The organism is Rahnella sp. BIGb0603, assembly GCF_024808755.1.
Classification (GTDB): domain Bacteria; phylum Pseudomonadota; class Gammaproteobacteria; order Enterobacterales; family Enterobacteriaceae; genus Rahnella; species Rahnella contaminans.
Map to the genome: position 1 here is coordinate 21,162 of NZ_JANUEX010000010.1, position 23,047 is coordinate 44,208.

21 protein-coding genes are annotated in these 23,047 nt (G+C 52.6%); 15 read left to right on the top strand and 6 right to left on the bottom strand.

Annotation, left to right across the window (positions count from 1 at the left end; all coding sequences use genetic code 11):
- Positions 1-48 precede the first annotated feature (48 nt).
- The 11 genes from atpG (at position 49) to phoU (ending at position 12,311) form a co-directional block, all read left to right on the top strand.
- The gene (gene atpG, locus M2403_RS21500) at positions 49-912 is read left to right on the top strand and encodes a F0F1 ATP synthase subunit gamma (RefSeq protein ID WP_152323763.1); all 864 of its coding nucleotides are present in this window, start codon (positions 49-51) and stop codon (positions 910-912) included.
- 32 nt (positions 913-944) lie between these two features.
- Positions 945-2,327 (top strand): F0F1 ATP synthase subunit beta, encoded by a 1,383-nt coding sequence (atpD, locus tag M2403_RS21505; RefSeq protein ID WP_101077832.1) that lies wholly within the window; start codon positions 945-947, stop codon positions 2,325-2,327.
- 27 nt (positions 2,328-2,354) lie between these two features.
- Positions 2,355-2,777, top strand: a complete 423-nt coding sequence (locus tag M2403_RS21510; RefSeq protein ID WP_101077831.1) for a F0F1 ATP synthase subunit epsilon — start codon at positions 2,355-2,357, stop codon at positions 2,775-2,777.
- A gap of 271 nt (positions 2,778-3,048) precedes the next feature.
- Positions 3,049-4,419, top strand: a complete 1,371-nt coding sequence (glmU, locus tag M2403_RS21515) for a bifunctional UDP-N-acetylglucosamine diphosphorylase/glucosamine-1-phosphate N-acetyltransferase GlmU (RefSeq protein WP_259230892.1) — start codon at positions 3,049-3,051, stop codon at positions 4,417-4,419.
- 228 nt (positions 4,420-4,647) lie between these two features.
- Positions 4,648-6,477: a glutamine--fructose-6-phosphate transaminase (isomerizing) gene (gene glmS, locus M2403_RS21520; RefSeq protein ID WP_259230893.1), complete on the top strand. Its 1,830-nt coding sequence runs from the start codon at positions 4,648-4,650 to the stop codon at positions 6,475-6,477.
- Between the two features lie 154 nt (positions 6,478-6,631).
- Positions 6,632-7,504 (top strand): 23S rRNA pseudouridine(2604) synthase RluF, encoded by an 873-nt coding sequence (rluF, locus tag M2403_RS21525; protein ID WP_152323760.1) that lies wholly within the window; start codon positions 6,632-6,634, stop codon positions 7,502-7,504.
- 216 nt (positions 7,505-7,720) lie between these two features.
- Positions 7,721-8,761 (top strand): phosphate ABC transporter substrate-binding protein PstS, encoded by a 1,041-nt coding sequence (pstS, locus tag M2403_RS21530; protein WP_152323759.1) that lies wholly within the window; start codon positions 7,721-7,723, stop codon positions 8,759-8,761.
- A 94-nt stretch (positions 8,762-8,855) separates the two neighbouring features.
- Entirely contained in the window at positions 8,856-9,812 is a 957-nt protein-coding gene (pstC, locus tag M2403_RS21535; protein WP_152323758.1) for a phosphate ABC transporter permease PstC, read from the top strand.
- A 1-nt stretch (position 9,813) separates the two neighbouring features.
- Positions 9,814-10,701, top strand: coding sequence for a phosphate ABC transporter permease PstA (pstA, locus tag M2403_RS21540; RefSeq protein WP_152323757.1), 888 nt, complete (start codon positions 9,814-9,816; stop codon positions 10,699-10,701).
- Between the two features lie 100 nt (positions 10,702-10,801).
- The gene (gene pstB, locus M2403_RS21545) at positions 10,802-11,569 is read left to right on the top strand and encodes a phosphate ABC transporter ATP-binding protein PstB (protein ID WP_013577692.1); all 768 of its coding nucleotides are present in this window, start codon (positions 10,802-10,804) and stop codon (positions 11,567-11,569) included.
- Between the two features lie 10 nt (positions 11,570-11,579).
- A complete protein-coding gene (phoU, locus tag M2403_RS21550) occupies positions 11,580-12,311 on the top strand; it encodes a phosphate signaling complex protein PhoU (RefSeq protein WP_152323756.1) in 732 nt (243 codons plus the stop codon).
- An 80-nt stretch (positions 12,312-12,391) separates the two neighbouring features.
- On the opposite strand, the gene M2403_RS21555 is transcribed toward phoU, so the two are convergent.
- Positions 12,392-13,084 (bottom strand): TetR/AcrR family transcriptional regulator, encoded by a 693-nt coding sequence (locus tag M2403_RS21555; RefSeq protein WP_152323755.1) that lies wholly within the window; start codon positions 13,082-13,084, stop codon positions 12,392-12,394.
- A gap of 110 nt (positions 13,085-13,194) precedes the next feature.
- On the opposite strand from M2403_RS21555, the gene M2403_RS21560 reads away from it, so the two are divergent.
- Entirely contained in the window at positions 13,195-14,025 is an 831-nt protein-coding gene (locus M2403_RS21560; RefSeq protein ID WP_259230896.1) for a sugar phosphate isomerase/epimerase, read from the top strand.
- On the opposite strand, the gene yieH is transcribed toward M2403_RS21560, so the two are convergent.
- Complete coding sequence (yieH, locus tag M2403_RS21565; protein WP_152323753.1) at positions 14,015-14,680, bottom strand: 6-phosphogluconate phosphatase; 666 nt, start codon at positions 14,678-14,680, stop codon at positions 14,015-14,017. The genes M2403_RS21560 and yieH overlap by 11 nt on opposite strands.
- Positions 14,681-14,832: 152 nt before the next feature.
- Here yieH and M2403_RS21570 point away from each other — a divergent pair, with 152 nt between their 5' ends.
- Positions 14,833-16,170 carry an NCS2 family permease gene (locus M2403_RS21570; protein ID WP_165060642.1) on the top strand — a complete coding sequence of 446 codons (1,338 nt, stop codon included), beginning with the start codon at positions 14,833-14,835 and terminating at the stop codon, positions 16,168-16,170.
- A gap of 90 nt (positions 16,171-16,260) precedes the next feature.
- Here M2403_RS21570 and M2403_RS21575 read toward each other — a convergent pair whose 3' ends face one another.
- Both M2403_RS21575 and M2403_RS21580 read right to left on the bottom strand, forming a co-directional pair.
- Positions 16,261-16,830: an NADPH-dependent FMN reductase gene (locus M2403_RS21575; RefSeq protein ID WP_152323751.1), complete on the bottom strand. Its 570-nt coding sequence runs from the start codon at positions 16,828-16,830 to the stop codon at positions 16,261-16,263.
- A 93-nt stretch (positions 16,831-16,923) separates the two neighbouring features.
- Positions 16,924-17,649: a 4'-phosphopantetheinyl transferase superfamily protein gene (locus tag M2403_RS21580; protein WP_152323750.1), complete on the bottom strand. Its 726-nt coding sequence runs from the start codon at positions 17,647-17,649 to the stop codon at positions 16,924-16,926.
- 323 nt (positions 17,650-17,972) lie between these two features.
- Here M2403_RS21580 and M2403_RS21585 point away from each other — a divergent pair, with 323 nt between their 5' ends.
- Positions 17,973-19,868, top strand: coding sequence for a methyl-accepting chemotaxis protein (locus M2403_RS21585; RefSeq protein ID WP_217153262.1), 1,896 nt, complete (start codon positions 17,973-17,975; stop codon positions 19,866-19,868).
- 68 nt (positions 19,869-19,936) lie between these two features.
- Here the strand turns inward: M2403_RS21585 and M2403_RS21590 are convergent, their stop codons facing one another.
- Complete coding sequence (locus M2403_RS21590; RefSeq protein WP_259230897.1) at positions 19,937-20,824, bottom strand: LysR family transcriptional regulator; 888 nt, start codon at positions 20,822-20,824, stop codon at positions 19,937-19,939.
- A gap of 100 nt (positions 20,825-20,924) precedes the next feature.
- Between M2403_RS21590 and M2403_RS21595 the strand changes: the two genes are divergently transcribed.
- On the top strand, positions 20,925-21,524 hold the full coding sequence (locus tag M2403_RS21595; protein WP_165060651.1) for a short chain dehydrogenase: 600 nt from the start codon (positions 20,925-20,927) through the stop codon (positions 21,522-21,524).
- A 70-nt stretch (positions 21,525-21,594) separates the two neighbouring features.
- Here M2403_RS21595 and mnmE read toward each other — a convergent pair whose 3' ends face one another.
- Positions 21,595-22,959, bottom strand: a complete 1,365-nt coding sequence (gene mnmE / locus M2403_RS21600) for a tRNA uridine-5-carboxymethylaminomethyl(34) synthesis GTPase MnmE (RefSeq protein ID WP_152323746.1) — start codon at positions 22,957-22,959, stop codon at positions 21,595-21,597.
- Positions 22,960-23,047: the final 88 nt, after the last annotated feature.

Consider the following 23,047-nt stretch of genomic DNA (forward strand, 5'->3'; position numbering starts at 1 on the left):
CTTTTAGCAGATAAGCAGCAGGCCGTTTGGTCATGAGGAGAAGCAGAGATGGCCGGCGGAAAAGAGATACGTAGTAAGATCGGCAGCGTGCAGAACACGCAAAAGATCACTAAAGCGATGGAAATGGTCGCCGCCTCCAAAATGCGTAAAACGCAGGATCGCATGGCGGCCAGCCGTCCTTATGCAGAAACCATTCGTGAAGTGATTGGTCACCTCGCGCTCGGGAATCTGGAATACAAGCACCCTTACCTGGATGAGCGTGAAGTTAAACGCGTCGGGTATCTGGTGGTGTCTACTGACCGTGGTCTTTGTGGTGGTCTGAACATTAACTTGTTCAAAAAACTGCTCACAGAGATGAAAGATTGGTCCGCGAAAGGCGTTGAGGTTGACTTAGCCCTGATCGGTTCCAAAGCAGCTTCTTTCTTCGGATCCGTTGGGGGCAACGTTGTTGCTCAGGTGACTGGCATGGGGGATAACCCTTCCCTGTCAGAGCTGATCGGACCGGTGAAAGTGATGTTGCAAGCTTTCGACGAAGGTCGTTTAGACAAGTTATGCGTTGTTAGCAACAAATTCGTCAATACCATGTCTCAGGAACCACGCATCGTTCAGTTGTTGCCTCTGCCACCGGCAGAAGACGGCGAACTGGCGAAGAAATCCTGGGATTACCTGTATGAGCCGGACCCTAAAGCACTGCTGGATACCCTCCTGCGCCGCTATGTGGAATCTCAGGTTTATCAGGGCGTCGTAGAAAACCTGGCCAGCGAACAGGCCGCGCGAATGGTAGCGATGAAAGCCGCAACCGATAACGGCGGCAGCCTGATCAAAGAGCTGCAGTTGGTATACAACAAAGCTCGTCAGGCCAGCATCACTCAGGAACTCACCGAGATCGTCGGGGGAGCCTCCGCGGTTTAAGCTAGGTTTACGAATTACGTAGAGGATTCAAGATGGCTACTGGAAAGATTATCCAGGTAATCGGCGCCGTGGTGGACGTCGAGTTCCCTCAGGATGCGGTACCGAACGTGTACCATGCTCTTGAGGTAGAAAACGGTACCTCCAAGCTGGTGCTGGAAGTTCAGCAACAGTTAGGCGGCGGCGTTGTTCGTTGTATCGCAATGGGTACATCAGATGGCTTGCGTCGCGGTCTGAAAGTGAACAACCTGGAACACCCAATTGAAGTTCCGGTGGGTGTTGCAACACTGGGTCGTATCATGAACGTATTGGGTGAACCAATCGACATGAAAGGTGAAATCGGCGAAGAAGAACGTCGTGCAATTCACCGTGCTGCGCCTTCTTATGAAGAGCTGGCAAACTCCCAGGAATTGCTGGAAACCGGTATCAAAGTTATGGACCTGATGTGCCCGTTCGCTAAGGGCGGTAAAGTCGGTCTGTTCGGTGGTGCGGGTGTAGGTAAAACTGTAAACATGATGGAGCTGATCCGTAACATCGCGATCGAGCACTCCGGTTATTCTGTGTTTGCAGGTGTGGGTGAACGTACTCGTGAGGGTAACGACTTCTACCACGAAATGACCGAATCCAACGTTATCGACAAAGTTTCCCTGGTCTATGGTCAGATGAATGAGCCACCAGGTAACCGTCTGCGCGTTGCACTGACCGGTCTGACCATGGCGGAGAAATTCCGTGATGAAGGTCGTGACGTACTGCTGTTTGTTGACAACATTTACCGTTACACCCTGGCAGGTACCGAAGTGTCTGCACTTCTGGGCCGTATGCCATCAGCGGTAGGTTATCAGCCAACGCTGGCGGAAGAGATGGGCGCTCTGCAAGAACGTATCACCTCTACCAAAAGTGGTTCTATCACCTCCGTACAGGCCGTTTACGTCCCTGCGGATGACTTGACTGACCCATCTCCAGCCACCACATTTGCTCACTTAGATGCAACCGTGGTACTGAGCCGTCAGATCGCGTCTCTGGGTATCTACCCGGCGGTTGACCCACTGGATTCCACCAGCCGTCAGCTGGATCCACTGGTTGTTGGTCAGGAACACTATGATGTGGCTCGTGGCGTGCAGTCTATTCTGCAACGTTACAAGGAACTGAAAGACATCATCGCGATCCTGGGTATGGATGAGTTGTCAGAAGATGACAAACTGGCCGTATCCCGTGCGCGTAAGATCGAACGCTTCCTGTCCCAGCCATTCTTCGTGGCCGAAGTCTTCACCGGTTCTCCGGGCAAGTTCGTATCGCTGAAAGACACCATTCGTGGTTTCAAAGGCATTATGGACGGCGACTACGATCACCTGCCAGAGCAAGCGTTCTACATGGTTGGCACCATTGAAGAAGCAGTGGAAAAAGCCAAGAAACTGTAACGCTAGTTTGTTGTGAGAGAGGATGACATGGCTGAAAAAGCTTACCATCTGGATGTTGTCAGTGCGGAAAAACGTATGTTTGCCGGCATGGTACAGAAAATCCAGGTGACGGGTAGCGAAGGCGAACTGGGTATTTTCCCGGGGCATGCTCCGCTGCTCACCGCCATCAAGCCTGGCATGGTGCGCATTGTTAAAGAACACGGTGAAGAAGAGTATATCTATCTTTCCGGTGGCATCCTTGAGGTGCAGCCGAATGCAACGACCGTGTTGGCTGATACTGCAATCCGTGGGCAAGACCTCGACGAAGCGCGCGCGCTTGAAGCTAAGCGCAAAGCGGAAGAACACATTAGTGGTTCTCACGGCGACGTTGATTACGCTCAGGCGTCAGCGGAACTGGCTAAGGCGATCGCGAAACTTCGCGTTATCGAACTGACCAGAAAAGCGATGTAACAACATCATTGAGAAAAGCGACCTTCGGGTCGCTTTTTTTTTACCTTTAAAAAAGGGTGTTTTCAGCATTTTCCCCAAGGTTAATTTGGGCATCTGGTGGAATACTTGGGTGATTAATGGACATATTACCCTCAGATTTTTTGTTATAGTCTATATCGTGTTCAACCCTTGCGGGCTGCGGTTTGCAGGCGGTTTTTGACGCGAAATATGTAGTAATTCGGTCACATAACGGGTTACTTTTGTCACTCAAATTGGATTTGTCAGGTCATCTATGTCAAACAGCGCACTGAGTGTGGTGATCCTTGCCGCGGGCAAGGGAACACGCATGTATTCCAACCTCCCTAAAGTTCTTCATACATTGGCGGGTAAGCCAATGGTTCAACACGTCATTGATGCGGCCACGCAAGTGGGTGCCAGAAACGTGCATCTGGTCTATGGCCACGGTGGCGATTTACTGAAGAAAACGCTGGCTGGCAGTGAACTGAACTGGGTATTGCAGGCTGAGCAGCTGGGTACCGGGCATGCAATGCAACAGGCTGCGCCTTTCTTTGCAGATGACGAAGATGTCCTGATGCTTTACGGCGATGTCCCGCTGATTTCGGTTGAAACGCTGGATAAGTTGCTGAAAGTTAAGCCTGAAGGTGGTATCGGTTTGCTGACCGTCGTGCTGGATGATCCAACCGGCTATGGCCGCATCGTGCGCGAAAATGGCATTGTGACCGGCATCATTGAGCAGAAAGATGCGAATGCTGAGCAGCTTAAAATCCAGGAAATTAACACCGGTATTCTGGTGGCTAACGGTGCATCGTTCAAACGCTGGCTCGGTCAGTTGAACAACAACAACGCGCAGGGCGAATATTACATTACCGACATCATCGCGATGGCACATGCGGAAGGCAATCTGATCGCCACTGTTCATCCGGCGAGAAACAGCGAAGTGGATGGCGTGAATAACCGCCTGCAGCTTTCCCGTCTTGAGCGCGTATATCAGACCGAACAGGCCGAACGTCTGCTTCTGGAAGGCGTAATGCTGATGGATCCGGCGCGCTTTGATCTCCGTGGCGAGTTGTCTCATGGGATTGATGTGGTGATCGACACCAACGTCATTATCGACGGCCACGTAAAACTGGGCGATCGCGTGAAAATCGGCGCGGGCTGCGTACTGAAAAACTGCGTGATCGGCGATGACTGCGAAGTCAGCCCTTACAGTGTATTCGAAGATGCGGTGCTGGAAAGCGGGTGTACAGTCGGACCTTTCGCGCGTCTGCGTCCGGGTGCCGAACTGGCTGAAGGCGCTCATGTGGGTAACTTCGTCGAAATCAAAAAAGCGCGCTTGGGGAAAGGTTCGAAAGCAGGACATCTTTCCTATCTTGGCGACGCTGAAATTGGCGACAACGTGAATATCGGTGCGGGGACGATTACCTGCAACTATGACGGCGTGAACAAAAGCAAAACGATTATCGGCAATGACGTCTTTGTCGGATCGGATACCCAGCTGATTGCGCCGGTCACCGTGGGTAATAACGTCACCATCGCTGCCGGAACAACTGTGACGCGCGATGTGCCGGATAACGGCTTGTTGCTAAGCCGTGTGCCGCAGGTACATAAACCTGATTGGCAAAAACCGGTGAAGAAAAAGTAAGCTATTCTGAGGTTTACGTATTCAGGCGCAGTTTTCTGCGCCTGATGTTTGTTTATTGCATTGTGTTTTGGTCTGGGTTTTGTCGTCGAAACTCAGTCCAAAACATAATAATCCCCAACTCTCTACAAGGCTCGGGGAACCGCACGTACACCGGAAAACGGGGCGTGTGGATAAATCAGGTCAGGCATCAAAAAAGGTCCCGAAAGACCTTCTATAGGAATAAAACTGATGTGTGGAATTGTAGGCGCTGTAGCGCAACGCGATATTGCTGAAATTTTGTTGGAAGGTTTACGCCGTCTGGAATACCGCGGTTATGACTCAGCCGGTCTGGCTGTCATTGATACCGACGGGAAAATGGGGCGCCTGCGTCGTCTGGGAAAAGTCCAGATGCTGGCTGAGGCTCTGGATCAACATCCTTTGCACGGCGGTACCGGTATTGCACATACCCGCTGGGCAACGCACGGTGAACCTTCTGAAGCGAACGCACACCCGCATGTGTCTGATTACATTGCGGTAGTGCACAACGGCATTATCGAAAACCACGAACCTTTGCGTGAATTACTGATTGAACGTGGTTACCGTTTTGATTCTGAAACGGATACCGAAGTGATTGCGCATCTGGTGCATTGGGAACAACTTCAGGGCGGCACACTGCTGGAAGTCGTTCAGCGCGTGATCCCTCAGCTGCGCGGCGCTTATGGCACTGTGGTGATGGACCGACGTGATCCGTCCGTTCTGGTCGCAGCCCGTTCCGGCAGCCCGCTGGTGATTGGCCGTGGCGTAGGTGAAAACTTCATTGCCTCCGATCAGCTGGCGCTGTTGCCTGTGACCCGCCGCTTCCTGTTCCTGGAAGAAGGTGATGTGGCTGAAGTTAAGCGCCGTTCCGTCAGTGTCTATGACAAAAATGGTCATGCTGTAGAACGTGCCGAAATCGAATCCAAAGTGCAGTACGACGCCGGTGACAAAGGCGCTTACCGCCACTACATGCAAAAAGAGATTTACGAACAGCCGCTGGCGATTAAAAACACGCTGGAAGGACGTTTCAGCCACGGTGAAGTGAATCTGAGCGAACTGGGCGAAAAGGCGGATGAGATACTCTCCCGCGTTCAACATGTTCAGATCATTGCCTGCGGCACGTCATACAACTCCGGTATGGTGGCGCGTTACTGGTTCGAATCACTGGCCGGTATGCCGTGTGATGTCGAGATTGCGTCGGAATTCCGTTATCGCAAATCTGCCGTTCGTCCTGGCAGCCTGATCATCACCCTGTCTCAGTCCGGTGAAACCGCCGACACGCTGGCTGCACTGCGCCTGTCCAAAGAGCTGGGTTATCTCGGTTCTCTGGCCGTGTGTAACGTAGCCGGTTCTTCGCTGGTGCGTGAATCCGATCTGGCGATGATGACCAAAGCGGGCACGGAAATCGGCGTGGCGTCGACGAAAGCGTTTACCACGCAGCTGACCGTTCTGCTGATGCTGGTGGCACGTATGGGTCGTCTGAAAGGCATGGCACCGCAGGTTGAGCATGACATTGTTCACGCGTTACAGGCGCTGCCTGCGCGTATCGAACAGATGCTGTCGCTGGATAAAACCATCGAATCGCTGGCGGAAGGCTTCTCTGACAAACATCATGCGCTGTTCCTCGGCCGTGGCGATCAATATCCGATCGCGATGGAAGGTGCGCTGAAGCTGAAAGAGATTTCCTATATTCATGCGGAAGCGTATGCGGCAGGCGAGCTGAAACACGGCCCGCTGGCGCTGATTGACGCGGATATGCCGGTGATTGTGGTTGCGCCTAATAACGAACTTCTGGAAAAACTGAAGTCGAATATCGAAGAAGTGCGCGCACGCGGTGGTCTGCTGTATGTCTTCGCCGATCAGGATGCCGGTTTCACCGACAGCGACGGTATGAAAATCATTCAGTTACCGCATGTCGAAGAAATCGTCGCACCGATCTTCTACACGGTCCCGTTACAGCTGCTGTCTTACTATGTCGCGCTGATTAAAGGCACTGACGTAGACCAGCCACGTAATCTGGCCAAATCGGTCACAGTAGAATAAGCCACGCTGGCTTTGAAACTGCCTGCTAAGCGCCCATCTCGGGCGCTTTTTTATTTCTAAAAGGCTAAGGCGTGGTCACGATTCTCCTCTCTCAGGCTTCGTTAGCCGCCACGGATAAGGTATAGTCCGCCTTTTTACGAAGGTGATTTGCTGAATGCTGTCCAACCCCTCCATTCGTCTCAACAAATACATTAGCGAGAGCGGGATCTGCTCACGCCGTGATGCCGATCGTTACATCGAACAGGGAAACGTTTTTATCAATGGCAGACGCGCCTCCGTGGGCGCACAAGTATTTGCCGGTGATGTGGTGAAAGTTAACGGCCAGCTGATTGAACCGCGTGATGAAGAAGATTTAGTGCTTATCGCGCTCAATAAGCCCGTGGGGATCATCACCACGATGGAAGACGGTGAGCGGGACAACATCAGTGATTTCGTTAACCACAGCAAGCGCGTTTTCCCTATCGGGCGTCTGGATAAAGATTCTCAGGGCCTGATTTTACTGACCAACCACGGTGATCTGGTCAATAAAATCCTGCGTGCGGGCAACGACCACGAAAAAGAATATGTCGTAACGGTCAACAAACCGGTGACGGATGAGTTTATTACCGGCCTGGGCGCGGGTGTGCCGATGCTGGGAACGGTGACCAAAAAGTGCAAAGTGAAGAAAGAAGCGCCCTTTGTATTTCGTATCACGCTGGTTCAGGGGCTTAACCGCCAGATCCGCCGTATGTGTAAGCATTTTGGCTTTGAAGTCACCAAGCTTGAGCGTGTGCGGATTATGAACATCAACCTGAAAGGCCTGCCTTTGGGGGAATGGCGTGATTTGACGGACGATGAGCTGGTCGAATTATTCAGACTGACTGAAAACTCAACTTCGGAAGAAAAGCCGGCCAAAAAAACGCAGTCTAAACCTGCTCAGGCCAAAAAACCGGTTGTCACAAAACCGAAAAATACCGAGAAACCCGACGGAAATTCAGCTTCCCGTAAACGTTTTGCACAGCCAGGACGTAAAAAGAAAGGGCGTTAAGTCCGCATCTCTTTCCGCTGCCACCGGCCTTTGGGCCGGTTTTTATTTGATCGGTCCGCTTCAGTTTGCCCATCTCGCCTAAATTGTGACCAGTGTCATAAAACTGTCATATAACGTACATTTTACTGTCACCAAACTGTCCTATTTTCCTCCTGTGCCAAACACTTTATAAATCTCGACCTGGGTCGAACAAAAAAAAACCACTAGGAGTGGAACATGAAATTGATGCGTAACACCGTCGCCGGTATTGTAGCAGCGACTTTCTCCCTCACAGCAATGTCTGCTTTCGCTGCTAGTAATCTGACTGGCGCTGGCGGCACCTTCCCTGCACCTGTCTACGCTAAGTGGGCGGATGCATACCAGAAAGCAACCGGTACTCAGGTTAACTATCAGGGCATCGGCTCTTCCGGCGGCGTGAAACAAATTATCGCCAAGACCGTTGATTTCGGCGCATCTGATGCTCCGATGAAAGAAGAAGATCTGAACAAAAACGGCCTGTTCCAGTTCCCTACCGTTATCGGTGGCGTGGTACTGGCAGTGAATATCCCGGGCATCAAATCAGGTCAGCTGACGCTTGACGGCGCAACGCTGGGTGATATCTACCTGGGCAAAATCAAAAAGTGGAACGACGCGGCGATCACTAAGCTGAACCCGGGCGTGAAACTGCCAGATACCAATATCGCCGTTGTTCGTCGTGCTGACGGTTCCGGTACTTCTTTCGTGTTCACCAGCTATCTGGCAAAAGTGAACAACGAGTGGAAAGAGAAAATCGGTTCAGGTTCAACAGTTAACTGGCCTACCGGTCTGGGCGGCAAAGGTAACGACGGCGTAGCCGCATTTGTACAGCGTCTGCCGGGCTCCATCGGATACGTAGAATATGCTTACGCTAAACAAAACAACCTGGCTTATACCAAGCTGGTTGATGCGGATGGCAAGGCGATCAGCCCGACAGAAGAATCCTTCAGTGCAGCAGCTAAAGGCGCTGACTGGAGCAAAACCTTCGCTCAGGACCTGACTTTCCAGAAAGGCGACAACGCGTGGCCAATCAGCTCCACCACCTTCATCCTGATTTACAAAGATCAGCAGGATGCGACCAAAGGTGCTGAGGTTCTGAAGTTCTTCGACTGGGCTTACAAAAACGGCAATAAACTGACGACTGACCTGGATTATGCAACGCTTCCACCTTCAGTCGTTGAGCAGGTTCGTGCAGCCTGGAAAGCAAATATCAAAGATAGCAGCGGCAAAGCACTTTACTAGGATCTGACGTCTCGTCTGATATAGAGTACAAGTCTTCTGCTTCATTCCCTCTCCGGCCGGGGAGGGAATTAAATCTTAATTAAAAGAGAGTGGTATGGCTGAATACAAGCCGGCTATCAAAGCACCAAGCAAAAACGGTGACATCCTTTTCGGCGCGCTGGTCAAACTGGCTGCGCTGATCGTGTTATTAATGCTGGGCGGAATCATCGTCTCGCTGTTTATTGCTTCGCTGCCTAGCATTGAAAAATTCGGATTATCCTTCCTGTGGACGAAAACATGGGATGCCCCGAATCAGCAGTTCGGCGCACTGGTGCCTATTTACGGTACCGTCGTGACCTCGATTATCGCCTTACTGATTGCCGTTCCCGTCAGTTTTGGTATCGCATTATTCCTCACTGAGCTGGCACCTAACTGGATGAAACGTCCGCTGGGTATTGCTATCGAACTGCTGGCGGCGATCCCCAGCATTGTTTACGGCATGTGGGGTTTATTCGTTTTCGCTCCGCTGTTTGCCCAGTATTTCCAGACACCGGTCGGTGATGTGCTTTCCGGTATTCCGATTGTTGGCGCGCTATTCGCTGGCCCGGGATTTGGTATCGGCATCTTGGCGGCAGGTGTCATTCTGGCCATCATGATCATTCCATACATTGCCTCCGTCATGCGTGACGTGTTCGAGCAAACGCCGGTCATGATGAAAGAATCGGCCTACGGAATTGGTTGTACGACCTGGGAAGTGATCTGGCGCATCGTGCTGCCGTTCACCAAAAATGGTGTCATCGGCGGTGTCATGCTTGGTCTTGGCCGTGCGCTCGGCGAAACCATGGCGGTGACCTTCATTATCGGTAACACCTACCAGCTCGACAGCATTTCGCTTTATGCGCCCGGCAACAGTATTACCTCGGCGCTGGCGAACGAATTCGCCGAAGCTGAAGCAGGTCTGCATACGTCCGCGCTGATGGAGCTGGGCCTTATCCTGTTTGTTATCACCTTTATTGTTCTGGCGCTGTCGAAAGTCATGATTCTGCGTCTGGCTAAGAAAGAGGGCCGTTAAGATGACGACACTCGAAATGCAAAGTAACGCAGCCTTACTGGAATCACGTCGCAAACGTCAGGCATGGCGCCGTCAGAAGAACCGTCTGGCGCTGATGATTTCCATGCTGACCATGCTTTTTGGCCTGTTCTGGCTGGTCTGGATCCTGTTCACGACCGTCGTGAAAGGCGTAGACGGTATGTCTCTGGCGCTGTTTACCCAAAACACCCCGCCGCCAAATACGGCTGGCGGTGGTCTGGCGAACGCCATTGCGGGCAGCGGACTGCTGATTTTATGGGCGACGGTTATCGGTACGCCGCTGGGCGTGATGGCGGGGATTTATCTGGCAGAATATGGCCGTAAATCCTGGCTGGCGGAATTCATTCGCTTCATCAACGACATTCTGCTTTCTGCTCCTTCCATTGTGGTTGGCCTGTTCGTTTACACCATCATGGTGGCGAAAATGGGGCACTTCTCTGGCTGGGCGGGCGTACTGGCGCTGGCGCTGCTGCAAATCCCGATTGTTATCCGTACCACGGAAAACATGCTGAAACTGGTGCCGGACAGCCTGCGTGAAGCGGCTTATGCGCTGGGGACGCCGAAATGGAAAATGATTTCTGCAATCACCCTGAAAGCGTCTGTTTCCGGCATTATCACCGGTATTTTGCTGGCTATCGCCCGCATCGCCGGCGAAACCGCACCGCTGCTGTTTACGTCGCTCTCCAACCAGTTCTGGAGCACCGACATGATGCAGCCGATCGCCAATCTGCCGGTGACCATCTTCAAGTTTGCGATGAGCCCGTTTGGCGAATGGCAACAACTGGCCTGGGCGGGCGTGCTGCTGATTACAGTGTGTGTGCTGTTGCTGAACATTCTGGCGCGTGTGATCTTCGCCACGAAGAAGCAGTAAGTTAATTCATTACTGATGGCAGAGTTTTTCACTCTGCCATCACTGTTTACCCGGCGTCGCACAGCGGCGCGCGCAAAAGAGAGATGTCTTAATGAGTCGAATGACTGACGCATCCAACAGCAAGATTCAGGTTCGCGATCTGAATTTTTATTACGGTAAATTCCACGCGCTGAAAAATATTTCCCTGGATATCGCTAAGAACGAAGTCACGGCATTCATCGGCCCGTCAGGTTGTGGTAAATCCACGCTGCTGCGTACGTTCAACAAAATGTATCAGCTTTACCCTGAGCAGCATGCAGAAGGCGAAATTCTGCTCGATGGCGAAAATATTCTGGTCGATAAACAGGATATCGCGCTGCTGCGTGCCAAAGTTGGCATGGTCTTCCAGAAACCGACGCCGTTCCCGATGTCGATTTACGACAACATCGCGTTTGGTGTGCGTTTGTTTGAAAAACTTTCCCGTACGGACATGGACGAGCGCGTGCAATGGGCGCTGACCAAAGCCGCTTTGTGGAATGAATCCAAAGACAAGCTGCACCAGAGCGGTTACAGCCTGTCCGGCGGCCAGCAACAGCGTCTGTGCATTGCGCGCGGCATTGCTATCCGCCCTGATGTTCTCCTGCTTGATGAACCATGTTCGGCGCTGGACCCAATTTCAACCGGCCGTATCGAAGAGCTGATCACCGAGCTAAAATCTGATTACACCGTGGTGATCGTGACCCACAACATGCAGCAGGCTGCGCGTTGTTCAGACCGCACTGCGTTTATGTATCTGGGTGAGCTGATCGAATACAGTGACACTGACTCGCTGTTTACTTCGCCAGCGCGCAAACAGACTGAAGATTACATTACTGGCCGCTACGGTTGAGGTAAGAACGATGGACAACCTGAACTTAAATAAACACATTTCCGGCCAGTTTAACGCCGAGCTCGAGCACATCCGTACACAGGTTCTGGCGATGGGTGGGCTGGTTGAACAGCAACTGACTGATGCGATCACCGCGATGCACAATCAGGATGCCGAACTGGCGCAGCGCGTCATCAAAGGTGATGACAAAGTTAACCTGATGGAAGTGGCGATTGACGAAGCGTGCGTGCGCATTATTGCCAAGCGCCAGCCGACCGCCAGCGATCTGCGTTTGGTGATGGCGATTATCAAAACCATTTCTGAGCTCGAACGTATCGGCGATGTGGCGGATAAAATCTGCCGCACGGCGCTTGAGAAATTCTCGCATCTGCATCAGCCGCTGCTGGTCAGCCTGGAATCTCTGGGCCGCCATACGGTAGAAATGCTGCATGACGTGCTCGACGCGTTCGCGCGTATGGATCTTGACGAAGCGGTGCGTATTTACCGTGAAGATAAGAAAGTGGATCAGGAATATGAAGGCATTGTGCGTCAGCTCATGACCTACATGATGGAAGATCCGCGTACCATTCCAAGCGTCCTGACCGCGTTGTTCTGCGCCCGTTCCATTGAGCGTATCGGCGATCGTTGCCAGAATATTTGTGAATTCATCTTCTACTTCGTGAAAGGGCAGGATTTCCGTCACGTTGGTGGCGATGCGCTCGACAAATTGCTGACAGACGGCAAAGACGCTGCGAAAGACTGATCGGTCACTGATACTCGTCATACAAAATCTTCGCCATAAAAAAGGCCTCTAACGAGGCCTTTTTGCTGTTCGCTGACGCGCTATTTCATCACATACCGCAGTGCCACCACCACTGCCAGCTGGCGATAATGCGCAACCTGCAAATCCACTTCGTCAGGGTTTTCGAACAGAGCACCGAATGTGTACTGGTTTGCGACCTGATGCACACACAGGCTGCTGATCAGCCGGTGAACGTCGCGCGCCTGGGAATCTTCCTTAAATAAATGGCTCTGTTTTCCGCGTTCGAGAATATCTTCCAGCAGCGTTAACGCCGTTTTATTGATCTCGCGGATGCTGGTGGACTGACGGATAAACCGGCCGCGCAGCATGTTTTCTGTCGACACAATGCGGATGAATTCCGGGTGAGAAACGTGAAAATCGAAGCTGGCTTCCACCAGTTTGACGATCGCCTCCGCCGGGGGAAATGACGACAAATCCAGATCCAGCTCGTGCTGGCGGATGCCGCGGTAAACGTGCTCCAGAACCAGCATGTACAGGGCTTCTTTGGTCTTGTAGTGATAGACCACCATACGTTTTGTGGTGTTGGCGTTTGAGGCGATATTTTCCATACGCGCGCCCATCAGGCCGGATTCAGCGAATTCAGCCAGAGCACTGTCGAAAATGCGCTGTTTCAGTCCTATCGGATCATTTTTACGTCCCGGCGCCGGGGAACTTTGGCTGCTCAGCGTCATATCCTCATTAATAACCTCAATCTCGCCACAGAGATTAACCATTGATTCGATCAGTTACAATCTGTGCGTTCATACAAGCCGCCAACACTTGACGAATGCGGTATGAAGGTCCACTACTGTAAGTCTCGAAGCCTGACAAAAAGGACGCTATTTTGCCTGCTACCACCCGGTTACGTTCTATTGCGACAGTTTCAGTACCAGGAACTCTGCCCGAAAAACTCACCGCCATCGCGGCGGCGGGGTTTGATGGCGTAGAGATTTTTGAAGATGATTTACTCAAAAGCCCGGTCAAACCCATCGCCATCCGAAATCTGGCGGATTCGCTCGGGTTACGGATTTTCCTGCTACAACCTTTCCGCGACTTCGAAGGCGTTCAGCCGGAAAAGCGTAATGAGAAGTTTGCCAGCGCGCGCCGGCAATTTGATCTGATGAATGAACTGGGGTGCGACCGCTTGCTGGTGTGCAGTAATACCGACCCTGAAAGTTCAGCGGAGCGCGATATACAGATTGCAGATCTCGCCGCACTGGCAGAAATGGCGCAGCCTCATGACATCCATATTGGCTTTGAGGCGCTGGCGTGGGGGAAACACATCAACCGTTACCGGCAGGCGTGGGATCGCGTGCGTGAAGTGAACCACCCGGCGCTGGGGATTGTGCTCGACAGCTTTCATATTCTCGCCGTGGGCGACAACCTCGACCGTCTGGATGAAGTGCCGCTGGAGAGAATCAGCTTCCTGCAACTGGCGGATGCGCCGTACAAAGACATGAACGTGCAGCAATGGAGCCGCAGTTACCGGTGTTATCCCGGCCAGGGCGACTTGCCGCTGGTGGATTTCGTCAGCACCCTGAACCGGAAAGGTTTTACCGGTCCGTGGTCGCTGGAAATCTTCAATGATAAAACCCTGCCGCTCGCAGAGGGCCTGAGTTCCCTGACGGAACTGGAACGACGCATGCAGGCTTACGACAAAACCCTTAACGCGTAATCTGATAACCCTTTTCACGCCAGATCGCCGGCAACTCGCGCATGTCGTGGAAAGTGGTCACCAGCGGATTGTTCAGCGGCGGGTTGTGCGGATCGGCGCAGTAATAAAATACCGGGATCCCGGCGGCGATCCCGGCCTGTGCGCCCGCCACGGAATCCTCAACCAGAATGCACGCTTCCACCGGAACGTCCATCACTTCGGCGGCTTTGTATAACACCGCCGGATCGGGTTTCCAGCGCTGTAAATCGTATCCGCTGAACAGTTTGTCGCCCATGAAAGGCAGCAGACCGGTGAGGCCGAGCGAGTGCTGCATTTTGGTGACCGGGCCGTTGGAGACCACACACATCGGCACGGAAATTTGCTCCAGCAGCTCCCGTGCGCCGTCAACCGGCTCAAGTTTGCTGTCGAAAAGCCGCGCAACGTGCTGGCGGAAAATCACTTCCATCTCCTCTTTTGGCACGTCGATACCGTGCTCTTTATTGACGATCTCGACGATTTCATAAAGCTTAACACCTTTGTATTTCTTATACATTTCGTCAAAAGAAACCGTCACGCCAAAATGTGCAAACATCTCGACATAGGCTTCGCAGCACAACATTTCACTGTCCACCAGCGTACCGTCGCAATCAAAAAAGACACATTCAACCTGTGACATACTTTCTCCCTGTGAGTGTTTCATCTATTCGCGTGGTTTATGGCACTGTACCCGAACGATAGATTTAATCCCACACATCCAGTGCTGGCGCTTTACGGCTAAAATCCTTAGGATACCCCCCGATTGTTTTTCCCCCATTTTGGAACTCACTGATGAGCACACCACACAGCAATGCTAACGGCGGAAGAGGCCTGGCTGAACGTTTATTTAAACTGACGCAGCACGGCACAACGGTACGCACCGAAACTATCGCAGGCTTAACCACCTTCCTGACCATGGTCTACATCGTTTTCGTGAACCCGCAGATTCTGGGTGTCGCGGGCATGGATAAACAGGCCGTCTTTGTGACCACCTGTCTGATTGCCGCGTTTGGCAGCATTTTGATGGGCGTGATTGCCAACCTGCCGGTTGCACTGGCGCCAGCGATGGGTCTGAACGCCTTCTTCGCCTTTGTGGTGGTGGGTGCGATGGGCGTTTCATGGCAAATCGGGATGGGCGCTATTTTCTGGGGCGCTGTTGGCCTGCTGCTGCTGACTATTTTCCGTATCCGCTACTGGATGATCGCGAACATTCCGGTCAGCCTGCGCGTGGGGATTACCGCCGGTATCGGGCTGTTCATCGGCATGATGGGGCTGAAAAACGCCGGCATTATTGTCGCGAACCCGGATACCATCGTCACCATCGGCAATCTGACATCCCACAACGTCCTGCTGGGCGTGCTGGGCTTCTTCATTATTGCCGTACTGGCGTCACGTAACTTTCACGCTTCCGTTCTGGTGTCGATCGTAGTGACCACGGGCATTGGTCTGGCGATCGGTGACGTGCATTACAACGGTTTCTGGTCGATGCCGCCGAGCATCACCACCGTCGTCGGTCAGGTTGACCTGAAAGGCGCGCTGAATATCGGTCTGGCAGGCGTAATTTTCTCCTTCATGCTGGTCAACCTGTTTGACTCCTCCGGTACGCTGATTGGCGTGACGGACAAAGCCGGTCTGGCGGATGAAAAGGGTAAATTTCCGCAGATGAAACAGGCACTGTACGTCGACAGTATTTCCTCTGTGGCGGGTGCTTTCATCGGGACATCTTCCGTTGGCGCGTATATCGAAAGTACGTCCGGCGTGTCCGTGGGGGGCCGCACCGGCCTGACCGCTGTCGTGACCGGTTTGCTGTTCCTGCTGGTGATCTTCATTTCCCCGCTGGCGGGCATGGTGCCGGAATATGCGGCAGCCGGAGCGCTAATTTATGTGGGCGTTCTGATGACCTCCAGCCTGGCGCGCGTTTCGTGGGATGACCTGACAGAAGCGGTTCCTGCTTTTGTGACGGCAGTAATGATGCCATTCAGCTTTTCCATCACAGAAGGCATTGCGCTGGGCTTCATCTCTTATGTGGTGATGAAACTGGGCACAGGCCGCTGGAGAGAGATCAGCCCGTGCGTCGTTGTTGTTGCCCTGTTGTTCGTGCTGAAAATCGCGTTTGTTGACGGTCATTAATCCGCACGCGATTTAGCGTCTGTGAATGATAAAAAAACAGCCCGCCACTTTCTGAAAGTGGCGGGCTGTTTGTATTTTAGCGGCTGAAAATTATTTGCTGACGCGGTGCGTATAGTCGGCAAATGCGGTCAGCTGGCCTCTGAGGAAATCCAGCGTCCCCTGATCGATAACTTCACCGGTTTGGGCGTCGACTTTGTTCTGAATGACGCCACCCATAAACTCAGGCTTATTCATCACCATCGCATCGAGGAAGACCAGAATCTGACGCAGATGATACTGACAGCGTGCGCCGCCGACCGGTCCCATTGAACTGGTCTGAATCAGCACCGGTTTGCCCGCCAGTGGCTGGTCAGGCAAACGTGAAATCCAGTCGATGGCGTTCTTCAGTCCGCCGGGAACGGAATAGTTGTATTCCGGCGTCACGATGATCACACCGTCCGCCTGGCGGATTTGTTCCGCAATCGCGTTTAAATCGGCCGGAAACCCCTCTTCCTGCTGAATATCGGCATCGTACAACGGCAGAGTACCGATAGACGGTAACGCTTCAATGGTGACGCCCTCAGGCGCGACTTTCGGCAGCGTGCGCGCGACCATGGCGTTGTAAGACGCTTTGCGAAGACTACCTAACAGTGTGACAAACTTCAGAGGCTTAGCTGACATGGTTAACTCCTGTTATGGATGACTCTCTGATTCTTACCTTAAACGAAAAACGGCACGTCGATATACAAGGTTTTTGAAAACATGAGTGAAGTTTTATTTGGCAGGCGGCAGGCTGGTGAACTTCATGTAATGCAGTGAATCAGATTGCTGATCAACGGACAGCGTTTGTGTGCGGGTAAAACCATTTTCCGGTTCGTAGCGCCAGCACTGTAACCGGATAATCGACGGAGACTGCGCGCATGCCCAGGTAATCGACCCTTCAATATCACTCATCACCTGCGCCTCCGGCGTGACCGTCGAACGCAGGCGGCCGGAAGCCGGATTCAGGCTGAGTGTCAGCTGGCTTTGTTCGTTCAGGCCGGACATTTTCAGCATACTTTGACGTATGCACCAAAGCTGTAGGGAGGATTCAATCGGGTCGGACTGCATAGCAATCCAAGTTTTTTCGACGGCAGAAAGTTGCAGCTGGTGCTGCGGATTAACCAGTGCGCTGCGCGCGTGAATAATTTCGAGATCAAGACCGACTTTTCCTTCGCTGCTGATCAGCACACCGACGGTGCTGCCTGCATATGCCAGGCTGAAATCGGGAAGATCGGAGGATTCAAAACTCGGGCGGCCGCTCGGCAGGGTGATGACGTTAGGAAGCTCCGCAATACCGTAAAGATAGAAAATCATTTCGGCCAGTAAAACACGACCGTTTAAAAATCGTTTTCGTTGTTTTTCGGAAAGGTGTTTTGCGGATACAACAATTTCTCTGGGCAACCGATGTGTATCGGGTTCAGCTTCCGTCACAGCCCATCTTGCAAAGTGGCACGCCATTGTTCACTCCATGATTAATGGTTCGACCGTATTTTCTCTGTATTCGTGAAGAATAACATTAAGAGAAATCATTAAAAACCGCTTAAACCCCGCGTCCGCGCACACTCTTTTTACTTTTCAGAAAGTTTTTCATAACGATAAAGCGAAAGGAATCACTGTATTAACCGCATATTGAGAAAAAATCTCATCGGGACGATGTTCTGGTTTTTCACTCATATGATCCGGGTACCAGATATATCTACTATAGCCTCATAAAGAAACCTCAGAAAATGCCGTTATAAGTTAAGCAGCGATCTCGCTGCTTTGCCTGTGAGTACCCTAAAATGTTAAAAACAACGCAATCCCGCTTTATCGCATTGATCAGCTTGTTTTTTATTGTGCTGGTCATCGTTACGCTCATCGTGATCCAGGTCTTTATTGCTCCTCAGCTGAAACAAACAGAAAGCACTCTGGTTGCGAATCAGGTTGATGATATCGCCGTCGTTATCAACGAACGGCTGAACAAAGTGGAATCTCAGGTGCGTACCATCACTCAAACCGTCGCACAAATGGACAGCGACAGCATTGACCGGTTGCTGCCCGCGCTGGTGGATCAATACGGTGATTCCGCCGTATTTGGGGGCGGTATCTGGCCGCTGCCGAACCAGCGCGACCCGGCAAAAATCAAATTCAGCACTTTCTTTGCACGTAACAGTAATAACCAACTGACGGTAAATACCTTCTGGAACAGTGCTGAATCGCCGAATTACTTCGAGCAATCCTGGTATCTTGCCGCTTCAAAAGGCGAAAAGGGCCAGTGTGTCTGGGCGCCTGCCTACTTTGATGACGCCAGTACACAGCCGCGTACCAACTGCGCGATGCCGATTTATAAAGGCGACAAACAGTGGGGCGTTGCCACCATCGACGTGACGCTGGGTTTCTTTAACCAGCTGGTGACGGAAATGGAGAAAAAGGTTCACGCGAAGATTTATATCGTCGAGAAAGACGGCACCCTCGTCGGTACCAGCCAGTCCACGGATGAAAAGCTGCCGAAGCTGGCTTCTCTGGGCGAACAATCTCCGCTGGTGGTGCAGATCCGCAAAAGTCTCGATCAGATTGACGGGCAGGCGAATCTGGTTGCCGACTACGACAACAACGGTACGTCTCACACGATGTTCATGAGCAACATTCAGGGGCCGTGGTATATCGCCACCGATATGCCAACCAGCCAGTTGCTGACGCGGACGCATGGCATCCTGCAAAGTCTGGGTCTGGTGCAAATTCCAATGGTGATTTTGCTGCTGGTTGTGCTGATCCTGGCGATCAAAATTTTTATGCGTCAGCTGGATGCGCTGCATAAAAATATCAGCCAGCTTTCCGCTGGTGGCGCTGATCTGACCCTCCGCCTGCCAGAAAGCCGCAGTCCGGAATTCAACCGTGTAAATCAGAGCTTTAACCAGTTCCTGTCATTCCTGCAATCGATCCTCCGTCAGGTCGGCGACAGCAGTCTGGCGATCACCTCGGCATCGCGCGAAATCGCCAGCGGTAACATGGATCTCTCCGGGCGTACCGAAGAACAGGCGAGTTCGATTGTTGAAACGGCGGCGTCCATGGAACAGCTGACCAGCACCGTGAAACAGAACGCCGCCAACGCCGAAGGCGCTAACCAGCTGGCGCGCGATGCGTCTGCGGTGGCGCAGAAAGGGTCGGAAGTGGTGAAACAGGTGGTCGATACCATGGGTTCGATCACCCGTTCCTCGCACAAAATTGTCGATATCATCAGCGTGATCGACGGTATTGCTTTCCAGACCAACATTCTGGCGCTGAATGCCGCCGTTGAAGCGGCCCGTGCGGGCGAACAGGGGCGCGGATTTGCCGTCGTGGCTTCGGAAGTGCGCAGCCTGGCGCAACGTTCTGCTACGTCTGCCCGCGAAATCAAAAAACTGATTGAAGATTCCGTCGCGGATATCACCACTGGCAGCCAGCTGGTGGCAACCGCCGGAACGACGATGGATGAAGTGATGGGTGGCGTGAATAACGTGGCGACGCTGATGAACGAAATCATGTCTTCCAGTCAGGAGCAAAGCCTCGGTATCGAGCAGGTGAACGTTGCAATCACCCAGCTGGATAACGCCACTCAGCAGAATGCGGCGCTGGTGGAACAGGTTTCTGCGGCCGCTCAGGCCATGCAGGATCAGACCGTTCAGCTGGAAACCGTGGTGGCGGGCTTTAAGCTCTGATTGTTTTTTTCACTGTAAATTGAACGGTAAGTGAGCGATCACTTACCGTTTTTTTATGGAAGGAATAATCAGTAGAAATCGTTTTCTGTCATGTAGTTAATCAGACTGTTCAGTTTCGCCCGCGGGCGGAAATCGGGCAGATAAACCACATGCACGGCGCGCGGTGTGGGAATGAAAGACTCGAGAACCGGGATAAGCCTGCCGCGGAGAATATCTTCGGCCAGCAGCACCTTCGGCTGAAGCAGTAAACCGGCTCCTTCCAGCGCGGCATTGCGCAATGCATGGCCATCGTTGGAGACATACCGGCTGTTCACCGGCCACGCCGACGTGGTTTGCCCGGCGTTCGCCAGATGCCAGCCTTCACTCTGATTCCACACGGAGTGGATCAGGCACGGATGCGTTTTCAGATCTTCCGGCGATTCGGGTGTGCCGTTGCGCTGCAAATACTCCGGCGATGCGCAAATCACCATTTCATAGGGTTTCAGTGGCCTGGCGACCAGCCGGTCATCCCCGATTTCACCAATACGGATGGCGAGATCGAAATTTTCGCCGATTAAATCGACGCGGGCATTGCTCAGCACCAGTTCCACTTTGACCTGAGGGTAGAGATTCAGATAACGGGCGAGCATCGGCGCAATCACGCCGGAGCCTAAAGAAACTGGCGCACTGACGCGCAGCAATCCGGTGGGAACGCTTTGCAGGCTTTCCATTGCGCTTTCCGTTAATTTCATCTGCTCCAGCACCCGTTTGCCGTTTTCATAAAACACTTCACCGGCATCGGTCAGGCTTTGCCTGCGGGTGGTGCGCTGCAACAGACGGGCATTCAGATGCTTTTCCAGCAGCTGGATATGCTTGCCGACCATCACTGCCGAGATCCCCAGCTTTTCGGCCGCAGTACTGAAATTTCCGGTTTCTACTACGCTGACAAAGACTTCAATATTTCGCAGCTTATCCACATTACAAACCCTGAGTTAGAACAGAACGAATAATACGAGTCTATATCTAACCCTGAGTTTGGTAAAAGATGAACTTACCAACAACATTGAGGAGTCTGTGATGAAAATTTTAGTGATTGGCGGGACTGGTACATTGGGGAGCGCTGTGGTGCGTGAGTTTGCCGATGATCATGAGGTGATCACTGCAGGTAAAACGCACGGTGATTTTCAGGTCGATATTACCGATGAAAGCAGCGTCCGGGCGCTTTTCAAAAACGCAGGGAAGGTCGATGCGATTATTGCCACCACCGGCAGCCTGCACTTTGGCCCGCTGACTGAAATGACCGCAGAACAATTCAATATTGGTTTGCAGGACAAACTGCTCGGGCAGGTACGTATTGCGCTGATCGGTCAGTCATTCCTGAACGAGAGGGGTTCCATCACACTGACCAGCGGGATTATTGCTGATGAACCTATCCGTCAGGGAGCAAACGCTACCACGGTAAATGCGGCTGTAGAAGGTTTTGTGCAGGGGGCGGCGATCGAACTCCCGCGTGGTATCCGCATCAACGTGGTTAGCCCGACTGTCGTGGAAGAGTCACTGAAAGCTTACGGTTCATTCTTTCCGGGTTTTGAAGCAGCACCGGCAGCACGCGTGGCGAAAGCCTATCGTCGCAGCGTGGAAGGGGCGCAGACCGGACGCGTTTATAAAGTCTGGTAAGGCTAATACGTTGAAAAAAATTAAAAACCCACATTTTACAATGTGGGTTTTGTTTGTTGCCAGGAGGGAATTATTTACCGATACAGAAACTCGAGAAAATGCGCCCCAGCAAATCATCAGATGTGAATTCGCCGGTGATTTCACTCAGTGACTGTTGTGCAAGGCGTAACTCTTCCGCCAGTAATTCACCTGCCCATGCGCCAAGCAGCTGATCTTTACCCTGAACCAGATGTTGTGCCGCGTCTTCCAGCGCCTGCAAGTGACGACGACGGGCAAGAAATCCGCCTTCCATGTTGTGATTAAAGCCCATCACCTGTTTCAGATGATCGCGCAGCAAATCCACGCCGTCGCCGGTGCGGGCAGAAAGGCGAATAAGTGAGTGACCATTCACTTCGGTTTTCCCCAGTGCTTCGGCGGTAATATCGGCTTTATTGCGTACCACGACGATAGGTAAAGAAGCGGGAAGGCGTGCCATAAACTCGGGCCAGATCTCTGCCGGTTCAGTCGCAGCCGTTGTGGTGCCGTCAACCATAAACAGCACTAAGTCTGCCTGTTCGATCTCATTCCATGCACGTTCGATACCAATGCGCTCAACTTCGTCGCTGGCTTCACGTAAACCGGCGGTATCAATAATGTGCAAAGGCATGCCGTCGAGATGAATATGCTCGCGCAGAACGTCGCGCGTGGTGCCCGCGATGTCGGTCACAATCGCCGCTTCACGACCGGCCAGCGCGTTCAGCAGGCTGGATTTACCGGCGTTCGGGCGTCCGGCAATCACCACTTTCATCCCTTCACGCAGCAGGCTGCCCTGACGGGCTTCAGCACGTACCGCATCGAGATCGCCCATCACCGTATTAAGTTTGGCTTCGATTTTGCCGTCTGACAGAAAGTCGATTTCCTCATCCGGGAAGTCGATAGCCGCTTCGACAAAGATCCGCAGGTGAGTGAGTGCTTCCACCAGATGATGAATACGGTTCGAGAATGCGCCCTGAAGCGAGTTAACCGCTGAGCGTGCGGCCTGCTCGGAGCTGGCGTCGATAAGATCGGCAATTGCTTCTGCCTGTGCCAGATCCAGCTTATCGTTGAGGAAAGCACGCTCAGAGAATTCGCCCGGACGCGCAATACGCACGTTTTCCAGCGCGATAATGCGTTTGAGCAGTAAATCGAGGATCACCGGTCCGCCGTGGCCTTGTAACTCAAGCACGTCTTCGCCGGTGAAGGAATTAGGGCCGGGGAACCACAGCGCGATGCCCTGATCCAGCGTACTGCCGTCCGCATCCTGAAATGGCAGATAGTCGGCGTAACGCGGCTTTGGCAGTTTACCTAAGACAACCTGTGCAACATCACGCGCCGCACGGCCAGAAATGCGCAAAATGCCCACACCACCGCGGCCGGGTGGGGTGGCCTGGGCGATAATGGTATCTGAGGTGCTCATAACGTTTTTCCCATCGGGTATTTACGGATATGCAAAAGGCGATCAAATGATCGCCTTTGTTTTTTATCATCAAGTTTAGCTGTCAGGA

What these genes read in the sequence shown, in the direction of transcription:
- atpG (WP_152323763.1), top strand. Translation starts at nt 49, where the DNA reads ATGGCCGGCGGAAAAGAGATACGTAGTAAGATCGGCAGCGTGCAGAAC.
- atpD (WP_101077832.1), top strand. Translation starts at nt 945, where the DNA reads ATGGCTACTGGAAAGATTATCCAGGTAATCGGCGCCGTGGTGGACGTC.
- M2403_RS21510 (WP_101077831.1), top strand. Translation starts at nt 2,355, where the DNA reads ATGGCTGAAAAAGCTTACCATCTGGATGTTGTCAGTGCGGAAAAACGT.
- glmU (WP_259230892.1), top strand. Translation starts at nt 3,049, where the DNA reads ATGTCAAACAGCGCACTGAGTGTGGTGATCCTTGCCGCGGGCAAGGGA.
- glmS (WP_259230893.1), top strand. Translation starts at nt 4,648, where the DNA reads ATGTGTGGAATTGTAGGCGCTGTAGCGCAACGCGATATTGCTGAAATT.
- rluF (WP_152323760.1), top strand. Translation starts at nt 6,632, where the DNA reads ATGCTGTCCAACCCCTCCATTCGTCTCAACAAATACATTAGCGAGAGC.
- pstS (WP_152323759.1), top strand. Translation starts at nt 7,721, where the DNA reads ATGAAATTGATGCGTAACACCGTCGCCGGTATTGTAGCAGCGACTTTC.
- pstC (WP_152323758.1), top strand. Translation starts at nt 8,856, where the DNA reads ATGGCTGAATACAAGCCGGCTATCAAAGCACCAAGCAAAAACGGTGAC.
- pstA (WP_152323757.1), top strand. Translation starts at nt 9,814, where the DNA reads ATGACGACACTCGAAATGCAAAGTAACGCAGCCTTACTGGAATCACGT.
- pstB (WP_013577692.1), top strand. Translation starts at nt 10,802, where the DNA reads ATGACTGACGCATCCAACAGCAAGATTCAGGTTCGCGATCTGAATTTT.
- phoU (WP_152323756.1), top strand. Translation starts at nt 11,580, where the DNA reads ATGGACAACCTGAACTTAAATAAACACATTTCCGGCCAGTTTAACGCC.
- M2403_RS21555 (WP_152323755.1), bottom strand. Translation starts at nt 13,084, where the DNA reads ATGGTTAATCTCTGTGGCGAGATTGAGGTTATTAATGAGGATATGACG.
- yieH (WP_152323753.1), bottom strand. Translation starts at nt 14,680, where the DNA reads ATGTCACAGGTTGAATGTGTCTTTTTTGATTGCGACGGTACGCTGGTG.
- M2403_RS21570 (WP_165060642.1), top strand. Translation starts at nt 14,833, where the DNA reads ATGAGCACACCACACAGCAATGCTAACGGCGGAAGAGGCCTGGCTGAA.
- M2403_RS21575 (WP_152323751.1), bottom strand. Translation starts at nt 16,830, where the DNA reads ATGTCAGCTAAGCCTCTGAAGTTTGTCACACTGTTAGGTAGTCTTCGC.
- M2403_RS21580 (WP_152323750.1), bottom strand. Translation starts at nt 17,649, where the DNA reads ATGGCGTGCCACTTTGCAAGATGGGCTGTGACGGAAGCTGAACCCGAT.
- M2403_RS21585 (WP_217153262.1), top strand. Translation starts at nt 17,973, where the DNA reads ATGTTAAAAACAACGCAATCCCGCTTTATCGCATTGATCAGCTTGTTT.
- M2403_RS21595 (WP_165060651.1), top strand. Translation starts at nt 20,925, where the DNA reads ATGAAAATTTTAGTGATTGGCGGGACTGGTACATTGGGGAGCGCTGTG.
- mnmE (WP_152323746.1), bottom strand. Translation starts at nt 22,959, where the DNA reads ATGAGCACCTCAGATACCATTATCGCCCAGGCCACCCCACCCGGCCGC.